The organism is Providencia sp. Marseille-Q8014 (assembly GCF_965112055.1).
Genome location: NZ_CBCOPT010000001.1, coordinates 1504305 through 1517121 on the forward strand (window position 1 = coordinate 1504305; position 12817 = coordinate 1517121).

Genomic DNA, 12817 nt, shown 5'->3' on the forward strand with positions numbered 1-12817 from the left:
AATGTATGATTATTAAGCAAATTTAGCCGATAGGCATAACCTGCCTCTCAGTAATTTTCACCTGATCATGTAATGCTTGCTCAATGGTTTGTTGCAGCATTTTTATTTTCTCTTCCATATTATATGCATAATCACGCGTTTTTGTCTTTTCTTGTGTTAATTCGTGACACACGTTCAATGCAACGATAAAAATAAGCTGTTCTGTGTTGGTGACCCCACTTCTATCTTTAAGATCTTGAAGGCGTTGCTCAAGTTCTTGGGCTGATGCAATCAGGGCTTCTTTTTGTTCGACAGGGCAGTTGACTCTCATTGAGCGCCCAAATATTTGAATGTCAACAGGTTGTGCGGACATGATACCTCCATACGAATAGGACTCGCCGCAAATACAATGCTCGGCGTAAAGTAATAGATGTTATTTCACTAGTATTGGTTGCTTTATTCAAAAGACAGTTCAAAAGCTTACTGGTACAGCGACCATCCTTGATGGTAGCATATCATGAATGATTAGCTAACATGACGAATTCAGATGTCTATACAAAAATCTTTACCAAACTATGAAACGTTGGACAATCTTCTCCAACAATATTCTATCGCACTTACCGCCGCAGAAATTCATGGCTTAATTACTGGGCTGATTTGCGGTGGTAGCCGCGATGGCGGCTGGCAGACATTAGTCCATGATTTGGCTAATGACGGTTTAGCCTTCCCTCAAGCGGTTGCTCAACCGCTACGTGAACTCTACGATACGACTTTTCAAGTGTTAGATGAAAGCGAATTTGCTTTTTCTATGCTTTTTCCTGATGACAATGCGTCTGTATTTGATCATGCGGATGCTTTAGCGGGTTGGGTTAATCATTTCTTACTAGGAATTGGTGTGGCGCAACCTAAATTAGCGGATAAAAAAGAAGTCAGTGAAGTGATCACTGATTTACGTAATATCGGCATGCTTGGTTACGATGAGGATGAAGACCAAGAAGAGCTTGAACAGGCGTTGGAAGAGGTGGTGGAGTATGTCAGAGTCGCTGTACAGCTTTGCTATATCTCTTTCACCGAAGGCAAAAAAGTGCAAACAGCGGCGAATAATAAACCTATTCTTCATTAATACTGTCTGGCTTTGTTAAGTCTATTTGCTTATTTGAGCTAAATTGCGCTTTACAAGGCAAAACAGATACAGATTAAGCGCTTGCCGTTGTACTCTAATTTCTTGTTGCTAGGTGACACTCGAAAGAAGCTTAGGATGTTTGCGAAGTCATCGTCATTCAAAGCGTTGTATGGTGTCAGTACTGAGGCAACTTGAAGAATGGCGAGTCTATATGCTTAAAATAGAAAGGTATAACGTTCAACTCAACAGTCTAGATAATAAGGCAGAAACGGTATGAATAAACAGGAATTTATTTCTCGTCGTAACGCATTATTGGCTCAGATGGAGCCAGCAAGTGCCGCTATTATTTTTTCAGCGCCCGTCGCTCAACGCAACGCGGATTGTGAATACCCGTATCGCCAGCACAGTGATTTTCTTTATTTGACGGGGTTTAGTGAGCCTGAAGCCGTTTTACTGTTAATTAAAAGTGATGAAAAACACAGCCACACCGTTCTCTTTAACCGTGTTCGCGACCTGACCGCAGAAATTTGGTTTGGTCGTCGGTTAGGGCAAGAGGCTGCGCCGGAAAAATTAGGGATCAGTAAAGCACTGCCTTTTGATGAAATTGAAGAGCAACTGTATCAGTTATTAAATGGTCTTGATGTCATTTATCATGCACAAGGCGAATTTGAATATGCGGATAAGTTAGTTTTCGGCGCGCTCGATATTTTACGCAAAGGGGGACGTCGTAACTTACGAGCTCCACAGACAATCATTGATTGGCGTCCTTTGGTACATGAAATGCGTCTATTTAAATCAGAAGCTGAAATTGCCGTGATGCGTAAGGCTGGTGAGATATCCGCATTAGCGCACATTCGTGCAATGAAAACGTGTCGGCCGGGCATGTATGAATATCAACTCTGTGGCGAGTTGGAGTATGAATTTACGCGTCATGGTGCACGTTTTCCATCGTATAATTCGATTGTTGGTAGTGGCGAAAATGCGTGTATTTTGCATTACACCGAAAATGAATGTGAAATGAAAGATGGGGAAATGGTGTTAATTGATGCGGGGGCCGAGTTTGATGGCTATGCAGGCGATATCACCCGTACATTCCCTGTAAATGGTAAGTTTACTGAACCACAACGAGCGATTTACAATATCGTTCTTAAAGCATTAAATACCGCTTTAGAATTGTATCGCCCAGGTACCAGCATTCATGAAGTGACACAAAAAATCATTCGAATTAAAGTGGAAGGCTTAGTGGAGCTGGGTATTTTACATGGCGATGTCGATCAATTGATCGAAAACAAAGCACACTTCCCATTCTTTATGCATGGTTTAAGCCACTGGCTGGGGTTAGATGTTCATGATGTTGGATTCTATGGCGTTGACCGTGATCGCATTCTAGAACCTGGAATGGTATTGACGGTTGAACCTGGACTGTATATTGCGCCTGAAGCAGATGTACCACCAGAATATCGCGGTATTGGTATTCGTATTGAAGACGACATTGTGATTACCGAAACGGGTAATGAAAACTTGACCGATTTAGTGGTGAAGGACCCTGATGAAATAGAAGCATTAATGGCCGCAGCTAACAATGCTTAAATAAGCTGTAATAAGGTAATAAATACAACATGAACGTGATTATTGTTGGTGGTGGAATGGCAGGGGCAACCTTGGCTCTGGCTATTTCTTCATTAAGCCAAGGACGGTTATCAGTTTCGCTGGTAGAGGCCGCCTTACCAGAAGAAAAGCACCCAGGGTTTGATGCTAGGGCGATTGCACTTGCTCATGGAACATGTCAGCGGTTATCTAAAATTGGTATTTGGGATTCATTCGTTGACTGTGTCACACCAATAACTCATGTTCATGTTTCCGATAGAGGCCATGCTGGTTTCGTTAATATCCATGCACAGGATTACCATATTCCAGAATTAGGGAGTGTGATTGAGTTACATGACGCCGGTGCACGGTTATTTGATTTATTGCATAAAGCAGCGGGCGTTTCGTTGTATTGCCCCGCAAAAGTTGAAAACATTCAACGGCACAACGATAGCGTTACAGTAACCTTAGATAGCGGTGAAACCCTTTCAGGGGCTCTTTTAGTGGCCGCGGATGGGAGTCATTCAGCCGTCGGTCAAGCATGCCATGTACAGTGGCAGCAGGATGACTATGGTCAAGTGGCGATTATTGCGAATGTTAAAACATCAATTGACCCACAAGGGCAAGCGTTTGAGCGTTTTACTGAATTTGGCCCACTCGCGTTATTACCCATGTCGCATGGACGCAGCTCCTTAGTATGGTGTCATCAACAAGCGCAAGCGGAACTTATCAAAACGTGGGATGATGAAACCTTCATGTCTAAGCTGCAACAAGCTTTTGGATGGCGTCTGGGTAAAATCATTCAGGTTGGTACCCGTTTTTGTTATCCGTTATCACTTCGAAAAGCGTTAAATCCGATTAGTCATCGCACCGTTTTGGTGGGAAATGCGGCTCAAACATTACACCCTATCGCAGGTCAAGGTTTTAATCTGGGGATCCGTGATGTCATGCAGTTGGCTGAGTCGGTGGTGGCCGCCCATCAACAAGGGCAGGATATCGGTGCTTATGCACTTTTGAATACCTATCAGCAAGCGCGAGCTATTGATAGAGAACGAACCGTGACAATGACTGATGGTTTAGTGCGCGTGTTTGCAAATCGTTGTTTACCGTTAGTGGTTGGACGTAATTTAGGTTTAATGGCAATGGAAATGTTACCGTCAGTACGTGATGTTTTAGCTCGTCAAACACTTGGCTGGGTCGCGGAACAATAACCACAAAACTAAGAGGAATAAAAATATGCAATCGTTTGATGTGGTTATCGCCGGTGGTGGTATGGTTGGGTTAGCATTGGCTTGTGGTTTAGAAGGAACAGGATTACGTGTTGCTGTTATTGAACCTCAGCCAGCAAAACAGCCGTTTTCTGAGAATGAACCATACACCCTTAGGGTTTCTGCTATTAACGCAGCAAGTGAAAAGTTATTAAGCTATTTAGCTGTTTGGTCAACGATTAAATCGATGAGAGCATCGGCCTACAAAGGTATGGAGGTCTGGGATAACGATAGTTTTGGCCGTATCCAGTTTTCTGCTAAAGAGCAAAATCTTTCCCATTTAGGGCATATTATTGAAAATCATGTTATCCGAGATGCGCTCTGGCAAAAGGCCTCGTCATCCCGAGATATCACTTTATTCGCTCCCGCAACGATTCAAAAGGTGGTTTGGGGGGAAAATGATGTGTTTATTACACTCTCTGATGACTCAATGCTTACAGCAAGGTTGATTGTTGGAGCCGATGGTGCGAACTCTTGGTTGCGTGGGCATGCAGATATTCCATTGACGTTTTGGGATTATGAGCACACGGCGTTAGTGGCGACTATTCGTACGGAACAACCTCATGAGGCCATAGCACGTCAAGCTTTTGATGGGAAAGGGATACTTGCATTCCTTCCTTTAACTGACCCTCATCTCTGTTCTATTGTGTGGTCTCAACCTGCAACAGAAGCGGCTAGACGTCAGCAGCTTGATAAAGCCAGTTTTGAAAAAGAATTGGCTGTGGCGTTTGATACCCGCTTAGGGTTGTGTCATTTAGAAAGCGATAGATTGACTATTCCGCTAACAGGACGGTATGCACGTCAATTTGCCGCGCAACGTTTAGCGCTTCTCGGGGATGCCGCACACACCATCCACCCACTGGCTGGACAGGGCGTTAACTTAGGCTTTATGGATGTGGCGATGTTACTCGGTGAAATCAAACGATTACATCGTGAAGGCAAAGATTTTGGACAATATTTTTATTTGCGTACTTTCGAACGTCATCGTAAGCATAGTGCAGCGTTGATGTTAGCGGGCATGCAAGGGTTCCGTGAATTGTTTGATGGCAATAACCCCGCTAAAAAATTATTCCGCGATTTAGGCTTAGTGCTCGCGGATAGTTTACCTGGTGTTAAACCCCAACTTCTTAACCATGCTATGGGCTTATTTGATATGCCTGAGTGGCTACAAAAAATTCAAATTGATTCCGCGGAATAATCCCGTTCTATAGATTGGTGGCCATATTTTCCACCAATCTTTCCTTCCTGATAGGTTAAAAATACCCATTTTTATGTGATGGCTCACCATGCCTTACGGTTTTTAATGTCATCATTAATTTAATTGTCAATGACTGAGAAATTCTAATTACAATCAGTTTTCGGATTAGTTTTACTAATTTTATGACTGAGTGCTAAGATTGATTTTTCGCTAACTTCTGTGAACACACGTTGATTAAGTCTACTCTTTTACACCAAATATGGTGGTATTGAGTGATCATTCTCAATTTTTTAACAAATTTAGCTGGATTATATCCCTTGTAATCAGTAATACAGAGTATCGGTAGCCCTATTTTTTTTAATGGTTTCTTACTAAAAACAGTGGTAGTTTTTAATAAGATGTTATCGTTTGCGTAGCGTTATTGGTTGTGGAGTCATAGGTCTTTTTCTCTGCATAAAAAAGCGTAACGCTCACCCTATCTTATTCAAATGTAAAGAGGGTATTCATGGCAAAGCAGACCCCGCTATATGATGAACATATTGCTTGCGGTGCGAAAATGGTGGACTTTCATGGTTGGATGATGCCACTGCACTACGGTTCACAAATCAATGAACATAATTTAGTGAGAACCGAGGCTGGGATGTTTGATGTCTCCCACATGACTATTGTTGATTTACATGGTGAAGGTTGCCGTGATTTCCTTCGCTATCTTTTGGCAAATGACATTGCCAAGCTGACTGATAAGGGAAAAGCACTCTATACCGGCATGCTAAATGCCTCTGGTGGCGTGATTGATGACCTGATCGTTTATTATCTTGATGATGACTTTTATCGTCTTGTCGTCAACTCTGCAACCCGTGATAAAGATATTGCATGGATTGAAGAGCATGTTAAATCATATGCCGTTTCTATTCACGTTCGTGATGATCTTGCGCTATTAGCCGTTCAAGGCCCTACAGCACAACAAAAAGTTCACTCTCTGCTGACTCAAGTGCAATGTGCACAACTTGCTGACATGAAACCTTTCTATGGTATTCAAGTTGATGATTTGTTCATTGCGACAACCGGTTATACGGGCGAAAAAGGGTATGAAATCGCTTTACCGAAAGAGCAAGTGATTGATTTTTGGCGTCAGCTAGTTAAAGCCGGTGTGCATCCAGCAGGATTAGGGGCTCGTGATACGCTACGTCTTGAGGCCGGTATGAACTTATATGGCCAAGATATGGATGAAAGCATTTCACCGCTGGCCGCCAATATGGGGTGGACGATTGCTTGGAAACCTGAAGAGCGCCAGTTTATTGGGCGTGAAGCATTAGAGAAGTTGAAAGAACAAGGCACAGAAAAACTAGTTGGTATCGTAATGCGTGAAAAAGGCATATTACGGGCGGGTCAAACGGTACGTTTTACTGACGATCTAGGCAAATTACAAGAAGGCGTCATTACTAGCGGCTCTTTTTCGCCAACGCTCGGTTTTAGTATTGCTTTGGCGCGTGTACCAAAAGAAATACAAGATAAAGCTATTGTTGAAATACGTAACCGAGAAATGCCAGTTGAGGTGGTAAAACCGGGATTTGTTCGGGAAGGAAAGGCGCTTGTTTAAGACGAGTTAAATCCTATCTATCTAAAAAATTTGTAAATAAGAGTGAGGTTGATGATGAGTAATGTTCCTGCTGAGCTGAAATATACCCGTGAACATGAGTGGGTCCGTCATGAAGGTGATGGTGTATACACCGTAGGTATTACTGAGCATGCACAAGAATTATTAGGTGATATGGTGTTTGTCGATCTACCTGAAGTGGGAAGCTCGGTGGATATTGGTAGTGAATGTGCGGTTGTAGAATCTGTTAAGGCGGCATCGGATATTTATGTTCCACTAAGTGGAGAAATCATTGAAGTTAACGAAGCTCTTGGTGACTCTCCAGAGTTAGTCAATGAACAGCCTTACCAAGAAGGTTGGATCTTCCGTATAAAAATCTCTGATGAGTCAGAATTAGCTGATTTGTTAGATGCAGATGCTTATTCTGCGTTACTCGAAGAAGACGAATAACACAACTAACGCCCCGTAATGACTGTAATTACGGGGCGTTTTGCTTTTATACCAACCCTGTTGTTGCAGATATTAGGAATGGGAACATAGATATGACGATGTCTCTGAGTCAATTAGAAAACCGTTCGGAATTTATTCAACGCCACATCGGTCCTTCAGAACAACAAGTAAAAACCATGTTGGACACTGTGGGTGCCACATCCCTTGATGCATTAACGGACGATATTGTCCCGAAAGCGATTTTATTAGCTGAACCGCCCAGAGTAGGCAGTGGTGCGACGGAACAAGAAGCACTTGCCGAGTTGAAAGCGATTGCAAGCCTGAATAAACGTTATAAAAATTATATTGGCATGGGGTATGCCCCAGCCATTTTACCGCCTGTGATTTTACGTAACTTACTGGAAAATCCGGGTTGGTATACAGCGTATACCCCTTATCAACCTGAAGTTTCTCAAGGTCGTTTAGAATCCTTGTTAAACTTCCAACAATTAACCATTGATCTAACTGGCTTAGAGCTAGCGTCCGCTTCCCTCTTAGATGAAGCGACAGCGGCCGCAGAAGCAATGGCAATGGCAAAACGGATCAGTAAACTGAAAGAAGCTGAACGTTTTTTTGTCGCAGATGATATTCACCCTCAAACATTGGATGTAGTCCGTACTCGAGCGAACACATTTGGTTTTGAAGTGATTGTTGATAAAGCAGAAAAAGTGCTTGAGCACGAGGGTGTTTTTGGCGCTTTATTACAGCAAGTTGGGTCGACAGGTGAGGTGCATGATTACAGCGAGCTGTTGGCTAAATTAAAAGCGCGTAAGATTATTAGCTGTGTTGCGGCTGAAATGATGGCTCTGGTGGTGCTAACGGCTCCTGGAAAACAGGGGGCCGATATCGTATTTGGCTCGGCGCAACGTTTTGGTGTGCCTATGGGCTATGGTGGCCCACATGCAGCGTTCTTTGCTTGTCGTGATGAATATAAACGTGCCATGCCCGGTCGTATTATTGGGGTATCTCGTGATGCGGCGGGTAACACGGCATTACGTATGGCGATGCAAACTCGTGAACAGCATATTCGTCGTGAGAAGGCGAACTCAAATATTTGTACCTCTCAAGTTCTGTTAGCAAACATCGCGGCTATGTATGCGGTGTACCATGGCCCACAAGGGTTAAAATTGATTGCAGAACGTATTCATCGTTTTACGTCTATTTTTGCTAAAGCGTTAGAGGATGCGGGGGTTACGTTACGCCATCACAGCTGGTTTGATACCTTATCTATCGAAGTTGCAGATAAAGCAGCTGTTCTCGCACGTGCAGAAAAAGCGAAAGTTAACTTGCGTAGTGATATTCATGGCGCTGTAGGTGTTACCTTTAATGAAACAACTACACGACAAGATTTGAATGAGTTATTCACTATTATCACGGGTAGTGAGCAAAAGTTAGATTTCGAAAAACTGGATAAGCAGGTTGCATCTGCTGAGAGTGCGATTAGCCCTGCAATGCAACGAAATGATGTGATTTTGTCACATCCAAATTTCAATCGCTATCACAGTGAAACGGAAATGATGCGCTATATGCATAGCTTAGAGCGTAAAGATTTAGCGCTGAATCAGGCGATGATCCCATTAGGTTCTTGCACCATGAAACTGAATGCGGCGGCTGAGATGTTACCCATCACTTGGCCTGAATTTGGTGAAATGCATCCTTTCTGCCCACCAGAACAAGCGCAAGGTTACCATCAAATGATCGAACAGCTATCGCATTGGCTTGTTCAGTTGACAGGGTATGATGCGGTTTGTATGCAGCCTAACTCCGGCGCACAAGGTGAGTATGCGGGACTATTGGCTATCCGACGCTATCATGAAAGTCGAAATGAAGGTCATCGTCACATTTGTTTGATCCCTGCCTCAGCGCATGGTACCAACCCTGCATCGGCACATATGGCGGGTATGGAAGTCGTGGTGGTGCGGTGTGACGACGAAGGCAATATTGACCTGACAGATTTACGTCAACAAGCGGAAAAACATCGTGCTGATCTTTCTTGTGTGATGGTGACCTATCCGTCAACGCATGGGGTATACGAAGAGAGTATTAAAGAGGTTTGTGAAATCGTTCATCAGTTTGGTGGGCAAGTGTACCTTGATGGTGCTAACATGAACGCTCAAGTTGGTCTGACAACACCGGGCTATATTGGTGCCGATGTTTCCCACCTGAATTTACACAAAACGTTCTGTATTCCTCATGGTGGTGGTGGACCGGGCATGGGACCCATCGGTGTGAAAAAACATTTAGCACCATTTGTACCGGGGCATTCCGTGGTTGAGCACGAGATGGTTACGGAACAAGGCGCCGTTTCAGCAGCACCATTTGGCAGTGCTTCTATCCTACCTATCAGCTGGATGTACATCCGCATGATGGGCTCCTACGGTTTGAGAAGAGCGAGTCAGGTCGCTATTTTAAATGCAAACTATATAGCTAAACGCTTACAAGGTCGCTATGACATCCTGTATACCGGTCGCGATGGTTATGTCGCGCATGAATGTATCGTTGATTTGCGCCCGATTAAGAAGGATACAGGGATCAGTGAATTAGACATCGCAAAACGTCTGATCGATTATGGATTCCATGCGCCAACGATGTCATTCCCTGTTGCGGGAACCTTGATGATTGAGCCAACGGAGTCTGAAAGCCTTGTTGAGATTGACCGTTTTATCGAAGCAATGTTATCGATTCGTAATGAGATTGACAAAGTCGCTAATGGTGAGTGGACCCTAGAGGATAACCCTTTGGTGAACGCTCCACATGTTCAAACAGAGCTTGTTGAGCAATGGGAACATGCTTATAGTCGAGAGTTGGCGGTGTTCCCGACTTCAGCAACCAAAGCTAACAAATATTGGCCTGCCGTGAAACGTTTGGATGATGTGTATGGCGATCGTCATCTGCACTGTTCGTGTGTGCCGATTGAAGATTATATTTAGTCAGTCTGCTGGCAGTAACAAGCGAGTAGTCTATTAGAAATGACCCCCAATCGTTGAATAATCAATGATTGGGGGTCTTGTTATTTTAAGAGAGGCTTACAATAACCAGCCTTTTTGTTGAGCAATTTTTAATTGTGGTAACAACTGCTCCCAAAACTCAGGGAAAACCTCTTCAATAAACTCATTTCGAGCGATAACTTGCTCAAGACGAATATTATTTTCAACCCAGCTCTGCCCTTGATTATGTAAATTTAAAAGCATTGGAATGGTTCTATCAATGACGTTGGCAAACTTAGCATCTAACGTTTCAGCCGCATCATATTCATTCCACAAGGCTAAAAATTGTTCATTTTGCGGAGAGGGAAGCAGGCCGAAAATACGCACAGCCGCTTTTACCTCTTGTTCGCGGATTGCTTCTCGTGCGGCAACATCATAAACCAGTACATCACCAGCATCGATTTCAACCACATCATGAACCAAGGCTAATTTGATGGCATGATCAACATTCACCCCTTTCACATAAGGGGCAAAGCTCATCGCTGCCATCGCGAATTGCCAACTATGTTCCGCTGTGTTTTCTTGTCTTTCATTGTTGAGCAACTTGTTTTTGCGATAAACACTTTTTAGCTTATCCAATTCCATTAAGAATTGGATCACTTCGGTAAAATCGCCAAAATTTAACACGTCTACTGGCTTATTACCTGTTACTGATGACATAAAAACCTCAATTATTGTTCTTCTTCCAAAGAGTATGGGAGTGGCTGGATAGTCAGGTGACTGTTTTCATCGCCAATAACACGAAAGACACTGTCTGCTTCCATGTCATTATTCATAATGACCTGAATGTTGACGTCACCATTTGCTAATTTGACTGCGGCAAGCACTGTGCCTGTACGACGCCACTTGTCACCAAGTTGCCATTCAACGCCTTCACCAATCGCAGGTACGGAGGTTGAGTTGCCTTTTAGCCAATACATCGCGCGTTTGTTTGCACCGCGGAATTTCGCACGAGCGACCATTTCTTGTCCGGTATAACACCCTTTTTTAAAGCTAATTCCGAAAGGCAGTGCTTGTAGGTTGGTAGCTTGTGGCAGGTGTTGCGCGCTATTTGCTTGATCGATAATTGCATACCCCGCTTCAATGTCTAAAGAAAGCCATTGGTCATCGCCTACCATAGGAGCATTGAGTGCATTCGATATTTTCTCGGCAGAATCATTGCCAGTAATAACGAGAAAACGCTCTTTGGGGAGTGCAAAGTGAAGGATCGTAGAGTCTCCATCAACGACAACTTGATTTTCAGCATCGGGGAGGGTACTGAACACACGAGCGAGTGCCTCTTTAGCGCCTTCTCCGGCAATACCAAGTAGCTTCAAATCATTTTTTTGTTCAAAGGTCACTTTTGAGAAAACCGCGTATTTTTTCAGTTCCGCTAACTGGCTCTCGATGAGGCTGTTTCTTACGATATAAGAAAAGCCATCAAGATGGTGGAATAGACGTAAATTACTCCACATTTTACCTTTTGGGTCACAATGGGCGGTTAAGGTATGTTGAGAGGGTGTCAATGCGGCCACGTCGGCAGTCACTTGCCCTTGAAGGTATTTTTCAGCATCAAGGCCATGTGAGTGAATCAGCCCCCAGTTTTCCAGTGAAATCAATATAAGTGGTAAAGACTGAGAATCGAGGGGGAATTGTTGAGAGTGAGCAACTTCAGTAGTCATGATTTCACCTGTTTTTTCTTTCTGATCAGAAGGTGGTTAATGGTAAAAGAGCTGGATAACATTGCAAGTAGTTATTATGATGCACCATCAATTATTCAATATTTTTAATTATCATTCTTAGATAAAAGCGCCATGAGGCATGGAAATTAGCGACATTGTACTATAGGTCATGTTTTCCTAATCGATTATCTGTTAGAGTGTTGAAAATAATCAATCTTATCAGTTAAATGTAACAAAGTAAGGTCGTAACGGAATGGATATAGAGAACAAAGCAAGAATTCATTGGGCTTGCCGCCGTGGTATGCGTGAATTGGATATTTCCATCATGCCATTCTTTGAGTATGAGTATGATAGCCTTTCCGATAAGGACAAACAGACTTTCGTCCGTTTACTTGAGTGCGCTGATCCAGACCTATTTAACTGGTTAATGAATCACGGGCGTCCAGATGATGAAGAGTTGTTTGGTATGGTTAAATTGATTCAGGAAAGAAATAAAAATCGTGGTCCTGTGGAAATCTAATCTTTCCATTTCATGGAAGACACAACTTTTTTCAACCTGTGCACACGGGCTGGTAGGTTTTATTTTATTGGTAGCACCGTGGGCGCCAGGTAATTCCATGGTCTGGTTACCTTTACTTGCCATTGTGATTGCAAGTTGGGCTAAAAGCCAAAAAAGTATCAGTAAAATTAAAGGCACCGCAGTGCTCGTGAATGGCAACAAGGTGCAATGGAAAAAAAACGAGTGGAATATTATTAAGCAACCGTGGTGTAGTCGTGTTGGTATATTATTGACGCTAAGTGCACTACAAGGTAAGCAACAGAAAATCCGCTTATGGATAGCAAAGGATGCGTTATCTGAAGAAAGCTGGCGTAATTTAAATCAACTATTACTGCAATATCCAGATATTTAATCTTAGATAATATTGCA

The 12817-nt window shown here is 43.2% G+C and carries 12 protein-coding genes; 9 read left to right on the forward strand and 3 right to left on the reverse strand.

Annotated elements, in window-relative coordinates; translation table 11 throughout:
* Positions 1-22: 22 nt before the first annotated feature.
* Entirely contained in the window at positions 23-352 is a 330-nt protein-coding gene (gene zapA, locus ACWPW6_RS06495; RefSeq protein WP_154624322.1) for a cell division protein ZapA, read from the reverse strand.
* Between the two features lie 174 nt (positions 353-526).
* Between zapA and ACWPW6_RS06500 the strand changes: the two genes are divergently transcribed.
* The 7 genes from ACWPW6_RS06500 to gcvP all read left to right on the forward strand — a co-directional run bounded on the left by ACWPW6_RS06500 (position 527) and on the right by gcvP (position 10171).
* Positions 527-1102 carry a YecA/YgfB family protein gene (locus ACWPW6_RS06500; protein WP_154624321.1) on the forward strand — a complete coding sequence of 192 codons (576 nt, stop codon included), beginning with the start codon at positions 527-529 and terminating at the stop codon, positions 1100-1102.
* A 273-nt stretch (positions 1103-1375) separates the two neighbouring features.
* The gene (pepP, locus tag ACWPW6_RS06505) at positions 1376-2692 is read left to right on the forward strand and encodes a Xaa-Pro aminopeptidase (RefSeq protein WP_154624320.1); all 1317 of its coding nucleotides are present in this window, start codon (positions 1376-1378) and stop codon (positions 2690-2692) included.
* A 29-nt stretch (positions 2693-2721) separates the two neighbouring features.
* Positions 2722-3900 (forward strand): 2-octaprenyl-6-methoxyphenyl hydroxylase, encoded by a 1179-nt coding sequence (gene ubiH, locus ACWPW6_RS06510; RefSeq protein WP_250000244.1) that lies wholly within the window; start codon positions 2722-2724, stop codon positions 3898-3900.
* 25 nt (positions 3901-3925) lie between these two features.
* On the forward strand, positions 3926-5155 hold the full coding sequence (ubiI, locus tag ACWPW6_RS06515; RefSeq protein WP_154624318.1) for an FAD-dependent 2-octaprenylphenol hydroxylase: 1230 nt from the start codon (positions 3926-3928) through the stop codon (positions 5153-5155).
* A 505-nt stretch (positions 5156-5660) separates the two neighbouring features.
* Complete coding sequence (gene gcvT, locus ACWPW6_RS06520) at positions 5661-6755, forward strand: glycine cleavage system aminomethyltransferase GcvT (protein WP_250000246.1); 1095 nt, start codon at positions 5661-5663, stop codon at positions 6753-6755.
* A 54-nt stretch (positions 6756-6809) separates the two neighbouring features.
* The gene (gene gcvH / locus ACWPW6_RS06525; RefSeq protein ID WP_154624331.1) at positions 6810-7202 is read left to right on the forward strand and encodes a glycine cleavage system protein GcvH; all 393 of its coding nucleotides are present in this window, start codon (positions 6810-6812) and stop codon (positions 7200-7202) included.
* Positions 7203-7294: 92 nt separating this feature from the next.
* Complete coding sequence (gcvP, locus tag ACWPW6_RS06530) at positions 7295-10171, forward strand: aminomethyl-transferring glycine dehydrogenase (RefSeq protein WP_163860913.1); 2877 nt, start codon at positions 7295-7297, stop codon at positions 10169-10171.
* A gap of 96 nt (positions 10172-10267) precedes the next feature.
* On the opposite strand, the gene ACWPW6_RS06535 is transcribed toward gcvP, so the two are convergent.
* Positions 10268-10888 carry an HD domain-containing protein gene (locus ACWPW6_RS06535; RefSeq protein ID WP_154624315.1) on the reverse strand — a complete coding sequence of 207 codons (621 nt, stop codon included), beginning with the start codon at positions 10886-10888 and terminating at the stop codon, positions 10268-10270.
* 11 nt (positions 10889-10899) lie between these two features.
* Positions 10900-11889, reverse strand: a complete 990-nt coding sequence (gene ygfZ / locus ACWPW6_RS06540; protein ID WP_154624314.1) for a tRNA-modifying protein YgfZ — start codon at positions 11887-11889, stop codon at positions 10900-10902.
* Positions 11890-12142: 253 nt separating this feature from the next.
* On the opposite strand from ygfZ, the gene sdhE reads away from it, so the two are divergent.
* On the forward strand, positions 12143-12409 hold the full coding sequence (gene sdhE, locus ACWPW6_RS06545; RefSeq protein WP_154624313.1) for an FAD assembly factor SdhE: 267 nt from the start codon (positions 12143-12145) through the stop codon (positions 12407-12409).
* Entirely contained in the window at positions 12390-12800 is a 411-nt protein-coding gene (locus ACWPW6_RS06550; RefSeq protein WP_163860914.1) for a protein YgfX, read from the forward strand. Before sdhE ends, ACWPW6_RS06550 begins: the two co-directional genes overlap by 20 nt.
* Positions 12801-12817 lie beyond the last annotated feature (17 nt).

Bases quoted from the DNA above. Each gene is read 5' to 3' on its own strand.
- zapA (WP_154624322.1), bottom strand. From the start codon at position 352: ATGTCCGCACAACCTGTTGACATTCAAATATTTGGGCGCTCAATGAGA.
- ACWPW6_RS06500 (WP_154624321.1), top strand. From the start codon at position 527: ATGTCTATACAAAAATCTTTACCAAACTATGAAACGTTGGACAATCTT.
- pepP (WP_154624320.1), top strand. From the start codon at position 1,376: ATGAATAAACAGGAATTTATTTCTCGTCGTAACGCATTATTGGCTCAG.
- ubiH (WP_250000244.1), top strand. From the start codon at position 2,722: ATGAACGTGATTATTGTTGGTGGTGGAATGGCAGGGGCAACCTTGGCT.
- ubiI (WP_154624318.1), top strand. From the start codon at position 3,926: ATGCAATCGTTTGATGTGGTTATCGCCGGTGGTGGTATGGTTGGGTTA.
- gcvT (WP_250000246.1), top strand. From the start codon at position 5,661: ATGGCAAAGCAGACCCCGCTATATGATGAACATATTGCTTGCGGTGCG.
- gcvH (WP_154624331.1), top strand. From the start codon at position 6,810: ATGAGTAATGTTCCTGCTGAGCTGAAATATACCCGTGAACATGAGTGG.
- gcvP (WP_163860913.1), top strand. From the start codon at position 7,295: ATGACGATGTCTCTGAGTCAATTAGAAAACCGTTCGGAATTTATTCAA.
- ACWPW6_RS06535 (WP_154624315.1), bottom strand. From the start codon at position 10,888: ATGTCATCAGTAACAGGTAATAAGCCAGTAGACGTGTTAAATTTTGGC.
- ygfZ (WP_154624314.1), bottom strand. From the start codon at position 11,889: ATGACTACTGAAGTTGCTCACTCTCAACAATTCCCCCTCGATTCTCAG.
- sdhE (WP_154624313.1), top strand. From the start codon at position 12,143: ATGGATATAGAGAACAAAGCAAGAATTCATTGGGCTTGCCGCCGTGGT.